At 64.2% G+C, this 21,275-nt stretch carries 16 protein-coding genes; 10 read left to right on the top strand and 6 right to left on the bottom strand.

Annotated elements, in window-relative coordinates; genetic code table 11:
• The first annotated feature begins 127 nt into the window (after nucleotides 1-127).
• On the top strand, nucleotides 128-3,229 hold the full coding sequence (locus HXX15_RS00450; RefSeq protein WP_296511519.1) for a MexW/MexI family multidrug efflux RND transporter permease subunit: 3,102 nt from the start codon (nucleotides 128-130) through the stop codon (nucleotides 3,227-3,229).
• 137 nt (nucleotides 3,230-3,366) lie between these two features.
• Here the strand turns inward: HXX15_RS00450 and HXX15_RS00445 are convergent, their stop codons facing one another.
• The 5 genes from HXX15_RS00445 to HXX15_RS00425 all read right to left on the bottom strand — a co-directional run bounded on the left by HXX15_RS00445 (nucleotide 3,367) and on the right by HXX15_RS00425 (nucleotide 9,100).
• The gene (locus HXX15_RS00445; protein WP_296514734.1) at nucleotides 3,367-4,305 is read right to left on the bottom strand and encodes an oligopeptide/dipeptide ABC transporter ATP-binding protein; all 939 of its coding nucleotides are present in this window, start codon (nucleotides 4,303-4,305) and stop codon (nucleotides 3,367-3,369) included.
• A gap of 32 nt (nucleotides 4,306-4,337) precedes the next feature.
• Complete coding sequence (locus HXX15_RS00440; protein WP_296511517.1) at nucleotides 4,338-5,324, bottom strand: ABC transporter ATP-binding protein; 987 nt, start codon at nucleotides 5,322-5,324, stop codon at nucleotides 4,338-4,340.
• Nucleotides 5,325-5,349: 25 nt separating this feature from the next.
• A complete protein-coding gene (locus HXX15_RS00435) occupies nucleotides 5,350-6,321 on the bottom strand; it encodes an ABC transporter permease (RefSeq protein ID WP_296511515.1) in 972 nt (323 codons plus the stop codon).
• 13 nt (nucleotides 6,322-6,334) lie between these two features.
• Nucleotides 6,335-7,315, bottom strand: coding sequence for an ABC transporter permease (locus HXX15_RS00430; protein ID WP_296511513.1), 981 nt, complete (start codon nucleotides 7,313-7,315; stop codon nucleotides 6,335-6,337).
• 186 nt (nucleotides 7,316-7,501) lie between these two features.
• The gene (locus HXX15_RS00425) at nucleotides 7,502-9,100 is read right to left on the bottom strand and encodes an ABC transporter substrate-binding protein (RefSeq protein ID WP_296511511.1); all 1,599 of its coding nucleotides are present in this window, start codon (nucleotides 9,098-9,100) and stop codon (nucleotides 7,502-7,504) included.
• A gap of 168 nt (nucleotides 9,101-9,268) precedes the next feature.
• Between HXX15_RS00425 and HXX15_RS00420 the strand changes: the two genes are divergently transcribed.
• The 6 genes from HXX15_RS00420 (at nucleotide 9,269) to HXX15_RS00395 (ending at nucleotide 17,772) form a co-directional block, all read left to right on the top strand.
• Complete coding sequence (locus HXX15_RS00420; RefSeq protein WP_296511509.1) at nucleotides 9,269-10,522, top strand: FAD-dependent oxidoreductase; 1,254 nt, start codon at nucleotides 9,269-9,271, stop codon at nucleotides 10,520-10,522.
• 118 nt (nucleotides 10,523-10,640) lie between these two features.
• Complete coding sequence (locus HXX15_RS00415; RefSeq protein WP_296511507.1) at nucleotides 10,641-10,898, top strand: DUF6489 family protein; 258 nt, start codon at nucleotides 10,641-10,643, stop codon at nucleotides 10,896-10,898.
• A 21-nt stretch (nucleotides 10,899-10,919) separates the two neighbouring features.
• Nucleotides 10,920-11,714, top strand: a complete 795-nt coding sequence (locus tag HXX15_RS00410; protein WP_296511505.1) for an alpha/beta hydrolase — start codon at nucleotides 10,920-10,922, stop codon at nucleotides 11,712-11,714.
• Between the two features lie 61 nt (nucleotides 11,715-11,775).
• Nucleotides 11,776-13,326, top strand: coding sequence for a wax ester/triacylglycerol synthase family O-acyltransferase (locus HXX15_RS00405; RefSeq protein ID WP_296511503.1), 1,551 nt, complete (start codon nucleotides 11,776-11,778; stop codon nucleotides 13,324-13,326).
• Nucleotides 13,327-13,458: 132 nt separating this feature from the next.
• Complete coding sequence (locus HXX15_RS00400; protein ID WP_296511500.1) at nucleotides 13,459-14,451, top strand: alpha/beta hydrolase; 993 nt, start codon at nucleotides 13,459-13,461, stop codon at nucleotides 14,449-14,451.
• A 99-nt stretch (nucleotides 14,452-14,550) separates the two neighbouring features.
• A complete protein-coding gene (locus HXX15_RS00395; protein ID WP_296511498.1) occupies nucleotides 14,551-17,772 on the top strand; it encodes a cytochrome P450 in 3,222 nt (1,073 codons plus the stop codon).
• A 153-nt stretch (nucleotides 17,773-17,925) separates the two neighbouring features.
• Here the strand turns inward: HXX15_RS00395 and HXX15_RS00390 are convergent, their stop codons facing one another.
• Nucleotides 17,926-18,855: an alpha/beta hydrolase gene (locus HXX15_RS00390; protein WP_296511497.1), complete on the bottom strand. Its 930-nt coding sequence runs from the start codon at nucleotides 18,853-18,855 to the stop codon at nucleotides 17,926-17,928.
• Between the two features lie 191 nt (nucleotides 18,856-19,046).
• On the opposite strand from HXX15_RS00390, the gene HXX15_RS00385 reads away from it, so the two are divergent.
• Genes HXX15_RS00385 through HXX15_RS00375 form a run of 3 tightly spaced genes read left to right on the top strand, consistent with a single transcriptional unit; the run spans nucleotide 19,047 to nucleotide 21,132 of the window.
• The gene (locus HXX15_RS00385) at nucleotides 19,047-19,457 is read left to right on the top strand and encodes a hypothetical protein (RefSeq protein ID WP_296511494.1); all 411 of its coding nucleotides are present in this window, start codon (nucleotides 19,047-19,049) and stop codon (nucleotides 19,455-19,457) included.
• A complete protein-coding gene (locus HXX15_RS00380; RefSeq protein ID WP_296511493.1) occupies nucleotides 19,454-20,536 on the top strand; it encodes an alpha/beta fold hydrolase in 1,083 nt (360 codons plus the stop codon). The genes HXX15_RS00385 and HXX15_RS00380 overlap by 4 nt, the downstream gene beginning before the upstream one ends.
• The gene (locus tag HXX15_RS00375; protein WP_296511491.1) at nucleotides 20,533-21,132 is read left to right on the top strand and encodes a GNAT family N-acetyltransferase; all 600 of its coding nucleotides are present in this window, start codon (nucleotides 20,533-20,535) and stop codon (nucleotides 21,130-21,132) included. Before HXX15_RS00380 ends, HXX15_RS00375 begins: the two co-directional genes overlap by 4 nt.
• Nucleotides 21,133-21,275 lie beyond the last annotated feature (143 nt).

Raw genomic sequence — 21,275 nt, 5'->3', positions numbered from 1 at the left:
GGGCGATCATGCGTTGACAGTGAAACCGGGCGCGGCGGCGTCGTAGTCCGGTTTCGATGAACTTTATCGCATCCTTGCGCGCGCCGATCATGGTCGCACGTGACGGTGCCGTTACGGAGCGCCCGCGATGGCCATCACCGATATCTTCATCAAGCGGCCGGTGCTGTCGCTGGTGGTCAGCCTGCTGATCCTGCTGATCGGATTCAAAGCCGCGACCACGCTGCCGATCCGGCAATATCCGAAGCTGTCGAACACCGTGGTCACCGTCACCACGGTGTATCCCGGCGCTTCGCCGGATCTGATGCAGGGCTTCATCACCACGCCGATCGAGCAGGCGGTGGCGGCCGCCGAAGGCGTCGACTACATCACCTCGTCCTCGACGCAGGGCCAGAGCCTGATTTCGGTGTTCATCAAGCTCAACGTCGATCCCAACCAGGCGCTGACGGAGGTGTTGTCGAAGGTCAATTCGGTCAAGTATCTGATCCCGAAAGAGGCCAACGATCCGATCATTCTGAAGTCGACCGGTCAGACCACCGCGGTGATGTATATCGGTTTCTCCAGCAGCGAGCTCACGGGCTCGGCGATCTCCGACTATCTGACGCGCGTGGTGCAGCCGATTCTGTCGACCGTGGACGGCGTCGCCTCGGCCGACATTCTCGGCGGGCAGACCTTCGCGATGCGGATCTGGCTCGATCCGGCGCGGATGGCCGGTCGCGGCGTGTCGCCCGACGACGTTGCCGCGGCGATCCGTGCGAACAATTTCCAGGCTGCCGCCGGACAGACTAAGGGTTATTTTATCGTCTCCAACGTCACCGCGAACACCGATCTTCAGAACGTCGAACAGTTCAAGCGCATGACGGTCAAGGCCAAGGACGGCGGCTTCGTCCGGATGGAGGACGTCGCCACCGTCGAACTCGGCGCGCAGAGCACCGACGCCAGCGTCGCGTTCAGCGGCGAGCGCGCGATCTTCATCGGCGTGCAGGCGACGCCGCAGGGCAACCCGCTCAACATCGTCACCGGCGTGCGCGCGCTGTTTCCGGATATCGAGCGCAATCTGCCGCCCTCGATGAAGATGAAAGTCGCCTACGATTCGACCAAGTTCATCCGCTCGTCGATCGACGAGGTGGAGAAGACGCTGATCGAGGCGGTCGGCATCGTGATCGTGGTGATCTTCCTGTTCCTGGCGTCGTTCCGTTCGGTAATCATCCCGGTGGTGACGATTCCGCTGTCGCTGATCGGCGTCTGCAGCCTGATGCTGATGATGGGATTCAGCATCAATCTGTTGACGCTGCTGGCGATGGTGCTGGCGATCGGTCTGGTGGTCGACGACGCCATCGTGGTGGTGGAGAACATCCATCGACATCTGGAGGAGGGCAAGAGCCCGGTCCAGGCCTCGCTGCAGGGCGCGCGCGAGATCGTCACGCCGGTGATCTCGATGACGATTACGCTGGCCGCAGTGTACGCGCCGATCGGATTTCTCGGTGGCCTTACCGGCGCACTGTTCCGCGAATTCGCCTTCACGCTCGCCGGCGCGGTGATCGTGTCCGGGGTGATCGCGCTGACGCTGTCGCCGATGATGTGTTCGGTGCTGCTGAGGCCACACGACCAGGGCTGGTTCGCCAAGAAGGTCGACGCGGTGTTCGGCGCCATGACCCGCTGGTACGGACGCCAGCTCGATCGCTCGCTCGACTACCGCCCGATCACCGCGATGTTCGCGGTGGTGATTCTCGGGCTGGTGGTGTTCCTGTATCAGCACTCATCCAAGGAGTTGGCGCCCGAAGAGGACCAGGGCATCGTGTTCGCGGTGCTGAAGGGACCGAAATACGCCAATATCGACTACACCGAATTCTACAGCGAGAAGATGGACAAGGTGTTCGCCGGTTTCCCGGAGACCGATCTGCGCTTCGTGATCGACGGCACCGCCGGCCCCAGCAACGGCATCGCCGGAATGCTGCTGAAGCCGTGGGACGAACGCAAGCGCTCGTCGATCCAGCTGAAGCCGCTGGTGCAGAAGGAGCTCAGCAAGATCGAGGGCGTCAGTGCGTTCGCGTTCAACCTGCCGCCGCTGCCAGGCGGGCCGGGCGGACTGCCGGTGCAGATGGTGATCAATTCCACCAACGGCTTCCAGTCGGTGTATGAGGAGATGCTCAAGCTGAAGGCTGCCGCGCGCAAGAGCGGGCTGTTCATCGTCTCCGACAGCGATCTCGATTTCAACCAGCCGGTGGTGCGGGTGAAGATCGATCGCACCAAGGCCAACGATCTCGGTATCACCATGGCGCAGATCGGCTCCACGTTGTCGACGCTGCTCGGCGGCAATTATACCAACCGTTTCAACCTCGAGGGCCGCTCCTATCAGGTGATCCCGCAGGTGCCGCGCGACCTGCGGCTGTCGCCGGAGGCGCTCGCCAAATTCTATGTGCCGAGCAACACCGGTCAGCAGGTGCCGCTGTCGACGCTGGTCTCGATCGAGACCGCGACCGATCCCAATGCGCTGACCCACTTCAATCAGCTCAACGCCGCGACCTTCCAGGCGGTGCCGATGCCCGGCGTCACCGTCGGTCAGGCGGTCGACTTCCTCGAAAGCCAAGCCAAGAACCTGCCGTCCGGCTTCAGCCACGATTATCTCGCTGACGCTCGGCAATACACCACCGAAGGCAATCAGCTCGCGATCGCGTTCGGCTTCGCGCTGATCATTATCTTCCTGGTGCTGGCGGCGCAGTTCGAGAGCCTGCGCGACCCGCTGGTGATCATGATCAGCGTGCCGATGGCGATCTCTGGCGCGCTGATTCCGCTGTTCTTCGGCGTAGCGACGATCAACATCTACACCCAGGTCGGGCTGTTGACGCTGATCGGGCTGATCAGCAAGCACGGCATCCTGATGGTGGAGTTCGCCAAGGAGCTGCAACTCCACGAAGGGCTGGACAAGCGTTCGGCGATCGAGATGGCGGCGCGGGTCCGGCTGCGTCCGATCCTGATGACGACCGCGGCGATGGTGACCGGCTTGCTGCCGCTGCTGACCGCCTCGGGCGCCGGCGCGGCGAGCCGGTTCTCGATCGGCCTCGTCGTGGTGTCGGGAATGTCGATCGGCACGCTGTTCACGCTGTTCGTGCTGCCGGCGGTCTATGTCGCAATCGCCACCGATCACCGCGCCCAGGCCGAATCCGAGCGTACCCGCGAGATCGAGGATTTCGACATGGAGCATGCCTCGCCGTCGCTGAAGCCGAGCTGAGGCGGGTCCAGAATCAGGCTTTCGTGTTCGCCATTGCGAGGAGCTCTTGCGACGAAGCAATCCAGTCTGCGGCCCCACCCTGGATTGCTTCGCTTCGCTCGCAATGACGAACTTGAAAGCTTCCGATGTCGCTGCGCTCACGCGCGGTTCACCGCGTGGCAGGCTACCCCGTCGATCAGTTCCGGCATCTCGATGCGGCAGCGGTCGAACGCTTCCGGGCAGCGCGGGTGGAACGCGCAACCGGATGGCGGATCGATCGGGTTGGGGATCTCGCCCTGCACCGGAATTCGCGCCCGGCCGCTCATCGCCAGGTCAGGCACTGCACCGAGTAGCATCCGCGTGTAGGGCATCCGCGGATGATCGAACAATTCGCGACCCTCGGCGATCTCGACAATGCGGCCGAGATACATCACGCCGATCCGGCTGGCCATGTGCCGCACCACCGCGAGGTTGTGGCTGATGAACAGGTAGGTCAGTCCGAACTTGTCCTGCAAATCGCGCATCAGGTTCAGGATCTGCGCCTGCACCGAGACGTCGAGCGCCGAGGTCGGCTCGTCGCAGACGATGAATTCGGCCTCGGAGGCAAGGGCGCGTGCGATCGCGATGCGCTGGCGCTGGCCGCCGGAAAACTGGTGCGGAAACTTTTGGCCATTATCGGGATGCAGCCCGACCAGCGTCAGCAATTCGCCGACGCGGATTCGAATATTCGCGTTGCCCTGGATCAGGTCGAAAGCGCGGATCGGCTCGGCGACGATGGCGTCGACCCGCATCCGCGGATTGAGGCTGGCATAGGGGTCCTGAAAGATCATCTGGATGCGCCGGCGCAACTGCCTGCGCGCCTGCGCCTGCGCCGGATCGCTCATCGACACGCCATCGATCATGACGTCGCCGGAGGACGGCGGCAGCAGCCCGACCACCATCCGCGCCACCGTGGTCTTGCCCGAGCCGGACTCGCCGACCAGCGCGAAGGTTTCGCCGCGCGCGATCTCGAACGAGACGCCGTTCACCGCGTTGAGAAATTCCTTGTCGCCGCCCTCGATCAGGCGATTCAGCCACGGCTTCGAGACGTCAAACATTCGATGCAGATTGTTGACCCTGACGAACGCACTCACGCCGCGTGCTCCTTCGAGTCGCGGTCGTAGAGATGGCAGGCGACGTCCTGGGTGCCCTGTCGGATCAGCTCCGGCCGTTCGACGCGGCAGCGCTCGAACGCAAAATCACAGCGCGGATTGAACGCGCAGCCCGGCGGGATCGCGGACAGCCGCGGCATCGAGCCTGGAATCTGCACCAGCCGCGTCGACTCGCTGGCCAAAGTCGGGATCGCGCCCATCAGGCCCTTGGCATAAGGATGCAGCGGGTGCTGCACCACGTCGCGCACCGGCCCGATCTCGGCAATGCGGCCGGAATACATCACTGCGACGCGGTCGGAGGTCTCCGCGATCACCCCCATGTCGTGGGTCACCAGCATCACCGCGGTGCCGTGGTCGCGGCCGAGCCGCTTGATCAGTGCGATGATCTGCGCCTGCACCGAGACGTCGAGCGCGGTGGTCGGCTCGTCGGCGATGATCAGCTCCGGTTCGGCGCAGATCGCCAGCGCGATCACCACGCGCTGCCGCATCCCGCCGGAGAACTCGTGCGGATAGGCGTCGATGCGTTTCTCCGGCCCGGGAATCCCGACCTCGGCGAGCAGGTCGATGGCGCGCTTGCGCGCCGCAGCCGGCGACAGCGGCAGATGGGTGCGGATGGTCTCGACCAGCTGGTCGCCGATCCGGTACAGCGGATTGAGGCTGGTCAGCGGATCCTGGAAGATCATCCCGATCCGCTTGCCGCGGACCCGGCGCAGCTCTTCGGGCGGCAGGTTGTCGATCCGCATTCCCGACAACCAGATCTCGCCGCCGCTGATCCGTCCTGGCGGATCGATCAGGCCGATCACCGCCAGGCCGGTGACCGACTTGCCGGCGCCGGATTCGCCGACCACGCCCAGCACCTCGCCGCGCGCGATGTCGAACGACACGCCGTCGATCGCATGCAGCAGCTCGCGGCGGGTCGGGAATTCGACCCGCAGATTGCGCACCGAGAGCACGGGGTGGGTCATGTGGCCGGGTCTCGCTGTGATCGCGTCATCGCAGTCTGGGATTCAGCGCGTCGCGCAGCCAGTCGCCGAGCAGGTTGATCGACAGGATCAGCGCCGCCAGCGCGAAGCCGGGGAACGCCACCACCCACCATTCGCCGGAGAACAGATAGTTGTTGCCGATCCGGATCAAGGTGCCGAGCGACGGCATGGTGTCGGGCATGCCGGAGCCGAGAAACGACAGCGTCGCCTCGGTGATGATGGCGAGCGCGAGGTTGATAGTGGCAATCACCAGCACCGGCCCCATGGCGTTCGGCAGCACATGGCGCAGCATGATCTTGTGGGCCGGCAACCCGATCAGCTGCGCCGCCGCGACATAGTCCTTGGTCTTTTCCACCATCACCGAGCCGCGCACGGTGCGGGCGTATTGGACCCAGAAGCTGAGCCCGATCGCGAACACCAGCACCGCCAGCATGGTGCGTTCGTCGAGTTTGTTGCCGAGCGCGGATTTCACCACGCCGTCGATCAGCAGCGCGATCAGGATTGCCGGGAAGGTCAGCTGCACGTCGGCGATCCGCATGATCAGGCTGTCGATCCAGCCTCCGACATAGCCGGCGATCAGGCCCAGCACGATGCCGAGCGTCGCCGCGAAGCCGACGCCGAGGACGCCGACCAGCAGCGAGACCCGCAACCCGTAGAGAATCGCCGAGAGCAAGTCGCGACCCTGTTCGTCGGTGCCGAGCAGGAACGGGCGCTGGCCGTCAGCGGTCCACAACGGCGCGATGCGCGAATTGATTAGTTCGAGTTGCGCGGGATCGAACGGGTTCTGCACTGCGAGTTGGGACGCGAAGAGCGCGAGCAGGAAGAACGTCAGCACCACCGCGGCTGCGACGATAGCCAGTGGCGAAGTGCGGAAGGCATAGAACACGTCGTTTGCCGCGACGCGCGCGGATACCCGATCTGACCAGGAGCCGGCCAGCGGTTCTTTGTCGACAGCGTTCGGGACGAAAGCGTCGGTCATGAAGATCTCATTCTCAGGCGCCGCGGCTGATGGTGTGGTGCAGCCGCGGATCGACGATGGTGTAGAGAATATCCACCACCAGATTGATGGTGACGAAGATCAGCGACACCACCAGCAGGTAGGCCGCCATGATCGGAATATCGACGCTCTGTACCGCCTGCACGAACAATAGCCCCATCCCCGGCCATTGGAACACGGTCTCGGTGATGATAGCGAAAGCAATTACCGAGCCAAACTGCAGCCCGGCAACGGTGATCACCGGAACCAGGGTGTTCTTCAGCGCATGGCCGAAATGGATCGCCCTTGTGGTCAGGCCGCGTGCGCGGGCGAAACGAATATAGTCGGTGCGCAGGACCTCGAGCATTTCGGCGCGCACCAGCCGCATGATCAGCGTCATCTGGAACAGGCCGAGCGTGATCGACGGCATGATCAGGGCCTTCAGTCCCGACACCGTGAGCAGTCCCGTGGTCCACCATCCGATCCGCACCACGTCGCCGCGACCAAACGAGGGCAGCCAGCCCAGTACCACGGCGAACAGATAGATCAGTAGAATCCCGATCAGGAAGGTCGGCAGCGAGATGCCGATCAGCGAGATCGCCTGCAGCACGCCGGCGAGCCAGGAGTTGCGGCGGAGTGCCGTATAGACCCCGATCATGATCCCGAACGTCATCGCCAGCACGGTAGCGACGCTCGCCAGTTCCAGCGTCGCCGGCATGCGTTCTTTCAACAACTGGGCCACAGGCTGGCGGAATTGATAGGAGACGCCGAATTTGAATTGCGCGGCATCGGCAAAATAGCGCGCGAACTGCACCAACACCGGATCGTCGAGCCCGAGCGATTTGCGGATCTCGGCGCGCTGTGCGGCGGAGGTGTCGATCGAGACCAGCTGATTGACCGGATCGCCGGCGAAGCGGAACATCACGAAGGAGATGATGCCGACCGCGATCATCACGCCCACGGCCTGAAGTGCCCGGCGCAACGTGAAAGCGAGCATGGGATCCTTTCACTGGTTGGCGCGGCGATCCGAAAGCGCCGAAGAGGTGGCCGCCGTCAGTCCGGGACGCGCATCTCGCCGGCGCCGCCGACGGAAGCCGCGGGTCCGGAATCCATACGCCCGGCAATGGCTATGGATTCCGGCTCACGCACCGCTGACTCGGCTCGTGCCCCGGAATAACAAGTCTCATGGCTGCAAGGTTGCCCAATACAGCAGCACCTGGTTGTCGGCGCGCTGCGTCAGCTTCACCTTCTTGGACACGCCCCAAGCCAGCGCCTGTTGATGCAGCGGGATATAGCTATAGTCCTTGATGCCGATCTCGAACGCCTGCTTGATCATCTGATCGCGCTTGGCGCTGTCGGTCTCGATCAGAACCTTGTCGGCCAGCGCGTCCAGCTCCTTGTTGCAGTAGCCGCCGAGATTGGCCTCGCCGCGGGTCGCATCCTTGGCGTCGTCGCGGCAGCCCATGATGTCATGCAGTACGTTGTGGGAATCCGACGAGGCCGGGGTCCAGCCCAGCAAGAAGAACGAGGTCTTGTAGCCGCCGGGCTGCAGCACCTTGCCAAAGTAAAGCGCCTTGGGTTGCGCCAGCAGATCGACCTTGACGCCGATCCGGGCCAGCATGCCAACCACGGCCTGGCAGATCGCCGCGTCGTTGACGTAGCGATCGTTCGGGCAATCCATCGTGACCTCAAAGCCGTCCGGGTAACCGGCCTCGGCCAGCAGCTTCTTGGCGCCCTCAGGGTCGGTCTTGGGCCGGGTGAACTCTTTCGAGAGCGTGAACAATTGCGGCGCGATCATCAGCGCCGATGGTGTCGACAGCCCGCGCATCACCCGGGTCCGGATCAGTTCGATATCGACCGCCTTGTAGAACGCCTCGCGGACGCGGATGTCCTTGAACGGGTTCTTGCCCTTGACGTTGGAAAAAAGCAGCTCGTCGCGGCTCTGATCCATGCCGAGAAAGATCGTGCGCAGCTCCGGCCCGGTCATCACCGTCGCCGAGTCGCTCGCATTCACCCGCTGGATATCCTGGATCGGCACCGGCTCGATCACGTCGACCTCGCCGGACAACAGGGCTGCGACCCGCGTTGCGGCGGAACTGATCGGGGTGAAGACGATCTCCTTCAGATTGTGCTCGGGCTTCCTCCACCAGTCAGGATTGACCTTGAACACCGTCTTGACGCCGGGCTGGTGGCTCTCGATCATAAACGGCCCAGTGCCGTTCTCGTGCAGCGAGGCGTAGCTCGGCGAGGTCGCGGACGCCGGCGTCGGCGCCACCGAGTCGTTGTCCTCGCACCATTTCTTGTTCATGATGTACCAGGAATCCCATTGCGAGGTCAGAATGGGATTGGGCGAATCGAGCATCACGTCGACGGTATTGTCGTCGACCTTGACGAATTTCGCATCGGCCGGAACGTTGGAGAGGAAATTGGAGCCCTTCGTCCGGACCCGCTCGGCGGAGAACACCACGTCGTCCGCGGTGAACGGCGCGCCATTGTGGAACTTGACGTTCTTACGCAAATGGAAGCGCCAATGCTTGGGATCGAGTGTTTCCCAGCTTTCCGCCAGGGCCGGGACGATCTTCAGCTCCTTGTCGCGGGTGACCAGTCCCTCGTAGATATGCGCGTGATGCGCGATCGTGGTGGTTTCCTTCAGCGTGTAGGGATCGAGCGAGGTGAGATTGCCCTGGTTGGCGTAGCGCAGAGTCTGCGCCGAAGCTGGCACGGTCGCGCATGCGATGAGGCAGGCGGCGGTCACAACAAGGGAAGTCGCGCGTATCGTCATCGGGTCCCGTTCTCCGCTTGGCAAGTGTTTTGGCAGGTGTTGAAGTCGCGAGCCTGAGAGCATTGTTGACGGAGTTTAACAGCCGCGCAAGGAAATTTGCTCGACGTCGAGGTGTGTGCCGCGACAGGTCGGTTTGCGCGACGCCAGCTCAGGCCCTATCTAAGACCCATGAGCCAAGTTAGAGCCGATGTTGCGGTGCTCGGTGCGGGCATTGTTGGGGTCTGCGCCGCGCTGCATCTGCAGCAGCGCGGCCGCGACGTAGTGCTGATCGACAAGCACGATCTCGCCGGTGAGGAGACCAGCTATGGCAATGCCGGGCTGATCGAATGCGCCTCGGTGTTCCCCTACATGTTCCCGCGCGATATCAAACACATTTTGCATTATGCGCTCAATCGTTCGACCGACGTGCATTATCACCTGTCCGGCCTGCCGGAGTTTCTGCCCTGGCTGGCGCGCTATTTCCTGGCGTCCTCGCCGGAACGCGCGCTGCGCAGCGCGATGGCGGCGCTGCCGCTGATCCAGCGCAGCCTGCTCGAGCACGAGGCACTGATCGCGGAAGCCGACGTTCCGGACCTGCTGCGGCGGACCGGCTGGATCAAGCTGTTCCGCGCCGAGGCGAGCATGGAGAAGAACATCGCCGAGCTGGCGTTCGCCAGACGTTTCGGCGTCGCAGCGGACATTCTCGATGGCGCCGCGATCGCCGCGCGCGAACCGCATCTGTCGGGCGAATTTGCCGGCGCGATCCACTGGCCGGCGCCCGGCTTCATCCCGGATCCCGGCGCGTTGGTGAAGGCCTATGCGGCGCTGTTCGTCCGCAAAGGCGGGCGGTTTCTCGTTGGCGACGCCCGGTCGCTGCAGCAGGACGGCGCCGGCTGGCGGATCGTTGCGGCGGATAGCGCGATCGTCGCCCGTGAAGTCGTGGTGGCGCTGGGGCCGTGGTCGGACCTGGTGTTCCGGCCGCTCGGCTACAAAATCCCGCTCGGCGTCAAGCGCGGCTATCACCTGCATCTGGCGGCGCGTTGCAACGCCGTGCTCAACCATCCGGTACTCGACGCCGATCGCGGCTACCTGTTGGCGCCGATGAATCGCGGTATCCGGCTGACCACAGGCGCGGAGTTCGCCCGTCGCGACGCACCTCCGACACCGGTGCAGCTCGAACGCGCGTTGCCGCAGGCGCGGGCGCTGTTTCCTCTCGGCGACGCCGTCGATGCCAAGCCCTGGATGGGCGCGCGGCCGTGCCTGCCGGACATGCTCCCGGTGATCGGCCAGGCGCCCCGCCACCCCGGCCTGTGGTTCGATTTTGGCCACCAGCATCACGGCCTGACGCTGGGGCCGGCCACCGGCCGGCTGCTGGCGGAGGCGATGACCGGCGAGCAGCCGTTCGCTGACCTGCGACCGTTCACGGTCGAGCGGTTCGGCTGAACCGGGCCGGGGGTCGCCGCGTCAGATCGCTTGCATCGTAACGGCGGTCGCGGTGATACTGGCGGTTGTGTTCAGGATGCTCCAATGAGCGTCGCTGAGACGTGATTCAGGAGCAGATATGAAAGTTAACGTCGAGATCGATTGCACCCCGCAAGAGGCGCGGCAATTCTTCGGACTTCCGGATGTGCAGCCGATGCAGACCGCGGTGATGGACAAGATGCAGCAGCAGATGATGGCGAACATCGAGAAGGTCTCGCCCGAAGCGCTGATGCAGAGCTGGTTCACCTTCGACCCAAAGCTCGCCGAGCGGTTTCAGGACATGTTCGTCAGCATGACGGGACTGGGCGGCGCGCTGACCAGCAAGGACAAGAAATAATCGTGTCGATCGCGGGCGACGATGTCGGACGATCCTAGCGCGCCCGCCGCGGGCCGGCTGCGGCCGCCGAGCCTCGGCCTGTTGCTGGCGGAAGCGCGCAGCCTGTTCGAACTGAACGCCAGCGTGTTGCTGTCACCGGTGCTGATGCAGGCGCCGAAAGGCGACGGCCATCCGGTGCTGGTGCTGCCGGGGCTGCTGGCGAGCGACCTGTCGACGTTGCTACTGCGGCGCTATCTGAAACACCTCGGCTATCAGGCCAATGCCTGGGAACTCGGACGCAATACCGGCGGCGTCTACCGGATGCGCGCGCAGCTGCGGGAGCGGCTGACCGGTATCCACGGCGCGACCGGCAGCAAGGTCAGCCTGATCGGCTGGAGCCTCGGCGGCATCTATGCCCGCGATCTGGCGCTGCATATGCCCGACATGGTGCGATCAGTGATCACCATGGGCAGTCCGTTCGCCGGCGACATCACCGCCACCAACGCCAGGAAGATCTACGAAGTGCTGTCGGGCGAGCAGCTGAGGGACGTCAAGCTCGAGGACCTCCAGGCACTGTCCGGCGACCTGCCGGTGCCGACCACGTCGATCTTTTCCAGGACCGACGGCATCGTCAACTGGCGCACCTGCCTGCTGCGGCCGTCGCCGACCGCCGAGAACATCGAGGTCCATCTCGCCAGCCATGTTGGCCTTGGCGTCAACCCCGCGGTGCTATGGGCGGTGGCCGACCGGCTGGCGCAGCCTGAAGGCCAGTTCCGGCAATTTGATCGATCCGGGCCGTTTGCCATTGCATATGCCCCGCCGGTAATTGCAGACTGATAGCTGCTGACGTCCAGAGCGCCGCCAAGGCGCCTCGTCGAAATGATCTTGGGAGGGATCCATGGCTGACGCGGGCAAGAAGCTGTCCTCGATGGACGCGTCGTTTCTGTACCTTGAGACGCCGGAAATGCCGATGCATGTCGGCAGCATGGCGATCTTCCGGCTGCCGGATGGCTATACGGGCGACTTCTTCGAGGACTTCAAGGCGATGATCGCCTCGCGGCTGCATTTGGCGCCGATCCTGAAAGCGCGGCTGGAAAAGGCCCCGCTCGACATCGACCATCCGAGCTGGGTCGAGGACGATCAGTTCGATATCGACCGCCACATCTTCCGCTCTAGCCTGCCGGCGCCGCACGACCGCGCCACGCTGGAACGGATCGTCGGCTGGATGCATGCCAAGCTGCTGAACCGCGCCCGGCCGCTGTGGGAGTTCTATGTGTTCGAAGGTATGCAGGACAACGAGATCGGGCTGTATTCCAAGATGCACCATGCCTGTATCGACGGCGGCGCCGGCGCGGCGCTGACCAGCATGATCTACGACGTGACGCCAGTGCCGCGCGAGGTGCCGCCGCCGGCGGCGCGCACCAAGACCGGTCCGGAGCCGCGCGACATCGCCGCCAATTTCATCGATTCTTACCAGGCGCTGTGGAGCAAGCCGTGGGACGCGGCGTCCAACGCCAAGAGCATCGACCTGCCGCGCTCCGGCAAGAGCGACCTCGGCTCGATCCTGTTCGACAATGCGATGTACCAGATCGAGGCCGCGGTGAAATTCGCGGGCGCGCTGCCGACCATGCTGAAAAGCGTATCGGACGTGGTTGGCAAGATCACCGACCCGAAATCGCGCGACCAGATCGCCGCGATGGCATCGCCGCCGACCATCCTCAACAAGTCGATCTCCTCGGAACGCAGTTTCGCCGGCGTCTCGGTGTCGCTGTCGGAGGCCAAGGCGCTGGCGAAACAATCCGGCGGCAAGCTCAATGACGTGGTGCTGGCGCTGTCCAGCGGCGTGGTGCGGCGCTATCTGCTGGAACACAATGCACTGCCGGCCAAGGCGATGACAGCGGCGGTGCCGATCTCGCTGCGCGAGGAGGGCAACACCGACGCCAACAACCAGGTGTTCGGCATGATCTGTTCGATCGCCACCCATATCGCTGATCCGAAGGAACGACTGGAGACCATCATCGCGCAATCGACCAAGTCGAAGGAAATGTCGCATCCGCTGCGGGCACTGATGCCGCAGATCTCCAACGTCTCGATGCTGGGCGCGCCGATCATGGTGCAGATCCTGGCGCTGCTCTACAGCCGCTCCAACCTGTCCGACGTGCTGCCGCCGGCCGCCAACATCACTGTGTCCAACGTGCCGGGGCCGCGGCAGACGCTGTATGCGGCCGGCGCCGAATTGCTGCACATCTTCCCGGTGTCGATCTCGACCCACGGTCTGGCGCTCAACATCACGGTGCAGAGCTATCGCGACCAGCTTGATTTCGGCTTCATCTCCGGCGCCAACATCATTCCGCATGTGCAGCGGATGGCCGACACGCTGCCCGAGGAACTGGCCGTGCTGCAGGCCGCCTACGCCGCGCCGCCGGCGGCGCAAAGCGTGGCGAGCTGATGTTTCGAGGCGAACGGATGCTTGTCGAAATGAGCCGTCATTCCGGGGCGCGCGCAGCGTTAGCTGCGAGCGAACCCGGAATGACGAACATGGAATCAATAAACCGAACAACGATTAGATACGGAACTCCATATGCTTGAAATGCCGCCGCTGCAATTCGCCGACGTCAACGGCATCCGGATGGGCTATTACGACGCCGGCCCGAAGACCGATGCGCCGCCGCTGGTGCTGTGCCACGGCTGGCCGGAGATCGCGTTTTCGTGGCGGCACCAGATCAAGGCGCTGGCCGAGGCCGGCATCCGGGTGATCGCGCCGGACCAGCGCGGCTACGGTGCGACCAGCAGGCCCGAGGCGGTCGAGGACTACGACCTCGAACACCTCACCGGCGACCTGGTCGGGCTGCTCGATCATCTCAAGATCGACAAGGCGATCTTCGTCGGCCACGACTGGGGCGGCTTCGTGGTCTGGCAGATGCCGCTGCGGCATCCTGCCCGCGTCGCCGGCGTGGTCGGCATCAACACGCCGCACACCGATCGCGCCCCGGCCGATCCGATCGAGTTGTTCCGCAAGCGGTTCGGCGACAAGATGTATATCGTGCAGTTCAATGAATCGCAGGAGCCGGACCGGATCTTCGGCGGTCGGGTCGAGCAGTTGTTCGACGCCTTCATGAAGAAGCCGGTTCCGCAAAAGGCGACGGCGCCAGCCGAAGCCCCGACCGCGGGCGTCGGCGCCGCGCCGAAGACCAATCTGGCGTTTCCGCAGATGGTCGCAGCCTATGACGCCAAGTTTGATCCGCGCGCGCCGATCCTGTCGGCCGAGGAGAAGCAGGTGTTCGTCGATACGTTCACGAAAACCGGCTTCACCGGCGGCATCAACTGGTATCGCAACATGACGCGCAACTGGGAGCGCTCGGCCGGGCTCGACCATACCGTGCGGGTGCCGTCGCTGATGATTATGGCGGAGAACGACGCAGTGCTGCCGCCGTCGGCCGCCGACGGGATGGAGAAGATCGTGCCGGACCTGGAGAAATATCTGGTGCGCGACAGCGGCCACTGGACCCAGCAGGAGAAGCCGGAGGAGGTCAGCGCCAAGCTGATCGAATGGCGAAGACGGAGGTTCGGTTAGACTGTCAATCGCGGCCCATCCTTCGAGACGCGCGCCCAAGGGGCGCGCTCCTCAGGATGAGGCAGCATCAGCGGCAAGCCAGCAGGAGAAAGTTTCGCGATGCCATCGACCAACAAGCTCGATCCGATCCCGCATCCGCCGAAGAAGCCGGTGGTCGGCAACATGCTGTCGCTGGACCCGACCGCGCCGGTGCAGCATCTGGCGCGGCTGACCAAGGAGCTCGGGCCGATCTTCTGGCTCGACATGATGGGCGCGCCGCTGGTGATCGTCTCGGGCTACGATCTGGTCAACGAACTCTCCGACGAGAAGCGCTTCGACAAGGCGGTGCGGGGCGCGCTACGGCGGGTGCGCTCGGTCGGCGGCGACGGGTTGTTCACCGCCGACACCAAAGAGCCGAACTGGAGCAAGGCGCACAACATCCTGCTGACCCCGTTCGGCAACCGCGCGATGCAGTCGTACCATCCGAGCATGGTCGATATCGCCGATCAGCTGGTGAAGAAATGGGAACGCCTCAACGGCGACGACGAGATCGACGTTGTCCACGACATGACCGCGCTGACGCTCGATACCATCGGCCTGTGCGGCTTCGACTATCGCTTCAACTCGTTCTATCGCCGCGACTACCATCCGTTCGTAGAGTCGCTGGTGCGCTCGCTCGAGACCATCATGATGACCCGCGGGCTGCCGCTGGAAAATTTCTGGATGAAGAAGCGGCGGCAGACGCTGGCTGAGGACGTCGCCTTCATGAATTCGATGGTCGACGAGATCATCGCCGAACGCCGCAAGGCCGCGGAGGCCGCCGAGGGCAAGAAGGACATGCTCAACGCGATGCTGAGCGGGGTCGACCGCGCCACCGGCGAGCAGCTGGACGACGTCAACATCCGCTACCAGATCAACACCTTCTTGATCGCCGGCCATGAGACCACCAGCGGGCTTCTATCCTGCGCGATCTACGCGCTGATGAAGCATCCCGAGGTGCTGAAGAGGGCCTATGAGGAGGTCGATCGCGTGCTCGGCGCCGACACCGATGTGCGCCCAACCTATCAGCAGGTCACCCAGCTCACCTACATCACCCAGATCCTGAAAGAGACGCTGCGGCTGTGGCCGCCGGCGCCGGCCTACGGCATCGCGCCGATCAAGGACGAGACCATTGGCGGGCAATACAAGCTGCGCAAGGGTACCTTCGTCACTGTGCTGGTGCTGGCGCTGCACCGCGATCCGAAGATATGGGGACCGAATCCGGACGCTTTCAACCCGGAAAACTTCTCTCGTGAGGCCGAATCGAAACGGCCGGCTAATGCCTGGAAGCCGTTCGGCAACGGCCAGCGCGCCTGCATCGGCCGCGGCTTTGCGATGCATGAGGCCGCGTTGGCGCTCGGCATGATCCTGCAGCGCTTCAAGCTGATCGATCACACCCGCTACCAGATGGTGCTGAAGGAGACGCTGACGATCAAACCGGACGGCTTCAAGATCAAGGTGCGGCCGCGGAGCGACAAGGATCGCAGCAGCGTCGGCCAGGTCGCGGCGCGTGCGGCGGCGGCGTCTGCCGAGCCGGTCGCGGTGCCGCGGGCACGGCCAGGCCACAACACGCCGCTGCTGGTGCTGTACGGCTCCAATCTCGGCACCGCCGAGGAACTCGCGACGCGGGTGGCCGATCTCGCCGAGGTCAACGGCTTCGCGACCCGGCTCGGTCCGCTCGACGACTATGTCGGCAAGCTGCCGCAAGAGGGCGGCGTGCTGATCTTCTGCGCCTCCTACAACGGCGCGCCGCCGGACAACGCCACCCAATTCGTCAAATGGCTGGGCAGCGACCTGCCGAAGGACGCGTTTACCAAGCTGCGCTACGCGGTGTTTGGCTGCGGCAACAGCGACTGGACCGCGACCTATCAGTCTGTGCCGCGCTACATCGACGACCAGCTCAAGGCCCATGGCGGTCGCAACGCCTATGTCCGCGGCGAGGGTGACGCCCGCGATGATCTCGAAGGCCAGTTTGAGTCATGGTTTGTGAAGTTGCGTCCGCTGGCGGTGCAGGAGTTCGGCATCGACGCCCAGTTCGACCGCGGCCCGGACGACGAGCCGCTGTACCGGATCGAGCCTGTGGCGCAGTCGAGCGTCAATTCGATTGTGATGACCGGCGGTGCATTGCCGATGAAGCTCGTAGCCAACAGCGAGTTGCAAAAGGGTTCGGAACGCTCCACCCGCCACATTGAGATCGCGCTGCCGGAACATGTCAGCTATCGCGTCGGCGATCATCTCAGCGTGATGCCGCGCAACGATCCGGCGCTGGTCGACGCGGTCGCGCGCCGTTTCGGGTTTTCGCCGACCGACCAGATCCGGCTGCGGGTCGCCGAAGGCCGCCGCGCGCAGTTGCCGACCGGCGAGGCGATCTCGGTTGGGCGATTGCTGACCGAGTTCGTCGAGTTGCAACAGATCGCCACCCGCAAGCAGATCGCCGCGATGGCGGAGCACACCCGCTGTCCGCAGACCAAACCCAAGCTGCTGTCATGGGTCGGCGACGATGCGTCGTCCTCCGAGCGCTACCGCGCCGAGGTGCTGGGCAAGCGCAAGTCGGTGTATGATCTGCTGGAGGAATACCCGGCCTGCGAATTGCCGCTGCAGAATTATCTCGAAATGCTGTCGCCGCTGGCGCCGCGCTATTATTCGATCTCATCGTCCCCGGCGCTCGATCCGTCGCGCTGCAGCGTGACGGTGGCCGTGGTCGAGGGGCCGGCGCTGTCCGGCCGCGGCCGCTATCGTGGAGTTTGTTCCAACTATCTGGCCAGCCGCCGCGTCGGCGACACCATCCATGCCACGGCGCGCGAGACCAAGGCTGGGTTCCGGCTGCCCGACGACGACAGCGTGCCGCTGATCATGATCGGCCCCGGCACCGGGCTGGCGCCATTCCGCGGCTTTCTGCAGGAGCGCGCGGCGCGCAAGGCGAAGGGTGCTGTGCTCGGCCCCTCGATGCTGTTCTTCGGCTGTCGCCATCCGGAGCAGGACTATCTCTATGCCGACGAGTTGAAGGCGTTCGCAGCCGACGGCGTCACCGAACTGCACACCGCGTTTTCCCGGAGCGACGGGCCGAAGACCTATGTACAGCATCTCATCGCGCAGCAGAAGGACAAGATCTGGAGCCTGATCGAGCAGGGCGCGATCATCTATGTCTGCGGCGACGGCGGCAAGATGGAGCCCGACGTCAAGGCCGCGTTGACGGCGATCTATCGCGAGCGCAGCGCGGGCGACGAAGCCGCAGCGGCGAAATGGATCGACGAGCTCGGCACGCATAATCGCTACGTGCTGGATGTCTGGGCCGGCGGGTAGCGGGCATCCGGTTTGACCATCCGTCATTGCGAGGAGCGCAGCGACGAAGCAATCCAGTCTGTACCCGGAGCCCCTGGATTGCTTCGCTGTCGGATGGCGCGTCGCGCCGCCCTCGGCTCGCAATGACGAATGCGGGCTGAACGAAGCTCGCGCTCAGGGGACCGACATGGCGTGCGGCGTCTCCCCCTGGGCGTTCTTCGCGATCGCCTCGATGATGGTGCGCCACATCGGGATCGGCAGCGCATGGCCCATGCCCTCGATCATCAGCAGCTTGGCGCCGGGGATCGAGGCGGTGGTGTCCTTGCCGTGCGCGGGCGGCACCAGCGGATCGACGGTGCCGTGGATCACCAGCGTCGGCGCCTTGACCGCCTTCAGCCGTTCCTTGCGACTGCCGGAGGCCAGCACGGCGCGGAGCTGACGGCCGACGCCGGCCGGGCTCAGCCCGCGCGCATAGCTGCGCTCGGCGCGCTCGCGGTCCTTGGCCTCGTCCTGCGGGAAGTGGCCGACCCGCAGCACCTTCCAGGTCTGGGCGAAGCGTTTGATATACTCGTCGCGAGTGGTCGGCGGCGGCGCCATCAGCATCAGCGCGGCCTCGCGGGTCGGCTGCGGCAGCCGCGGATTGCCGGTGGTGGACATGATCGAGGTCAGGGTGCGGACGCGTTTCGGATAGTTGATCGCGACCTCCTGGGCGATCATGCCGCCCATCGAGGCACCGACCAGATGCGCCGACTCGATATTCAGCGCGTCGAGCAGCCCGACGGTGTCCTTCGCCATGTCGATCAGCTTGTATTCCGACGCCACCGGAATCCGCAGGAACCGCAGCTTCAGCAGCTCGGCGGCGGTCAGCCGCCGGCCGCCGGAGAATTTGGTTGATTGGCCGATGTCGCGGTTGTCGAACCTGATCACCCGAAATCCGCGCGTCGCGAGCTGGCGGCAGAACTCATCGTCCCACATGATCATCTGGGCGCCGAGTCCCATGATCAGCACGATCGGTGGCGCGTCGTCGGCGCCGAACGCCTCGTAGCAGAGTTCGATGCCGTTGGCCTTGGCGAGCGCGGGCGGATGATGCGGGACGTCAAGCACGGGCGGTTCCTCGCTGATGAGCAATCCGGGACGTCTATGACATGGATTTCCGCGCTACAGAAGCGGTTCCCTGTTGCGGCGCGGTACCATTGCTTTGTGTTGTTGACCGCTCCGGCGCAACAGTATGGAATGATCGCAAAAAGCGCGCGGGGCCGATCCGGCCGCCGCGCTAATCTCGCAGGAGGATAGCAATGGCGAACGCAGGCAACGATCCGGTCGCGCTATGGCACAATATGCTCGGCGAGATGGAAAAGGGATTCAACGCCTTCGCCAATCAGGCGATGGCGTCGCCGGAATTCAGCAAGGTGGTCAATCAGGTCGGCGGCGTCTCGGCTGGCGCGCAAAAGCAACTCGGCGACATGATGGAGAAGTACCTCACCAGCATGAACCTGCCGAGCCGCGCGCAGATGACCAATTTCGGCGAACGGCTGGCCGCGATCGAGGGCCAACTCGCCGAGATCACGACGCTGCTGCGCCTGAGCCATCCGACGCCGGCTGAACATGCCGCTCCGGCCCAGCATGCCACGCCAGCCGAGAGCGTCGTTCCGCCGGCGCCGAAACCGCCGCGGACCAAGCGGCCGCCGGAACCGGCACGCAAATGAACGCGCCGTCGGGCCTCGATCTGTCGTCGATCCCCGAGCGGATTCAGTCCGAGGTGCAGCGCGCGATCCAGCGCAGCATCAAGGGCGTCGAATACATCGCCTCGTCGGGACCTTCGCTCGGTGCGACCCCGAAGGATGTGCTGCACAAACGCGGCACCATGAACCTGTATCACTACCGGCCGGTCGCGGACGAAATCTACCGGGTGCCGATCGTGATCGTGATGGCGACCACCAATCGCGGCTACATCCTCGACCTGGTGCCGGGCCAGAGCTTTATCGAATTCCTGCTGAAGAGCGGCTACGACGTCTACATGCTGGACTGGACCGCGCCGACCCCGGAGGAGAAATCGCTTGGAATCGAGGACTACGTGCTCGACTTCATCCCGGATTGTGTGCGCCGGGTGCAGCGCGATTCCGGCGAGACCGACGTCAGCGTGATCGGTTACTGCTTCGGCGGCGTGCTGTCGCTGCTGTATGGCGCGATCTTTTCCGACGGGCCGATGAAGAACCTGATCTGCTTCACCACGCCGGTGGATTTCCGCGAGATGAAGCTGTTCAGCAATTTTTCCGACCGTCGCTATTTCGACGTCGACCGGCTGGTCGACAGTGTCGGCAATGTGCCGCCGGAAATGATCCTGACCTCGTTCGAAATGCTGCGGCCGGCATCGCGCGCCGCCAGCCAAATTCAGCTCTGGGAAAACATCTGGAACGACGAATTCGTCAAGTCGTACCGGATGTTCGATCGCTGGGCGACCGATACGCTGCCGCTCGCCGGCGAGTACTTCCGCCAGATCACCAAGAAGTTGATGTGGGACAACAAGCTCTACAACGACACCATGGAGGTCGGCGGCCGCCCGGTGGACCTTGCGAAGATCACGGTGCCGTTCCTGCACGCGGTGGCCGAGCACGACCACATCGTGCCCTACGATGCCGCCAAGCCTTTGGTGCAGAAGATCGGCTCCACCGACAAGCAGGAGGTGATCCTGAAGGGCGGCCACGTCAGCTTGGTGGCGGGTGCCAATGCGATCAAGCGGCTGTGGCCGAAACTGGATTCCTGGCTGGGCGAGAGGTCGACATGAGTTCGAGTGAGCTACGTTCCTATCCGCGTTTTGTCTTCACCGACGCCGGCAAGATCGAATTCCGGCTTATGGCGCAGGCCGACGAGGCCGCTGTCCTCGCCTTCGCGCAAAAGCTCCCGGCCCATGATCTGCTGTTCCTGCCGCGCAATATCAGCGAGCCGAAAGTGCTGGCGGCCTGGATCAAGGAGATCGAACGCGGCGCCATCACCAGCCTGCTGGCGCTGCGCGGCGCCGAGGTGGTCGGCTGCGGCACCCTTGTGCGCGATCCGCTGTCGTGGTCGCCGCATGTCGGAGAAATCCGCAATGTGGTCTCCAGCGACGTCCGCGGCCTCGGCGTCGGGCGCGCGCTGTCGCAGGAGACCTTCGCGCTGGCGCTGGGCGCCGGCCTGGAAAAGCTGGTGGTGCAGATGACCGTCGATCAGTCCGGCGCGATCGCGATCTTCGAAGGTCTCGGCTTTAAGGCCGAGGCGCTACACCGCGATCACGTCAAGGACAGCTCAGGGAGGACCCACGACATCGTCGTGCTCGGGCACAACGTGGCGTTGGTGCGGGCGCAGCTCGAAGCCTATGGGTTGCCGGATGCGGTCCAGCATTGATCAAGATTCGATCAATCTGCTCAAAAAATCACACAATTGTGATTGATGCGTTGCACCAATTATATTGCAATGCACAATTAACCATGCCATATCGGGGCTACCCTGGGCCACTCCGGACGGGGTGAGACCATAGCTCAACCCCG

Source organism: Rhodopseudomonas sp. (assembly GCF_013377015.1).
Lineage (GTDB): Bacteria > Pseudomonadota > Alphaproteobacteria > Rhizobiales > Xanthobacteraceae > JARJEH01.
This window is presented reverse-complemented; position numbering and strand designations above follow the sequence as displayed.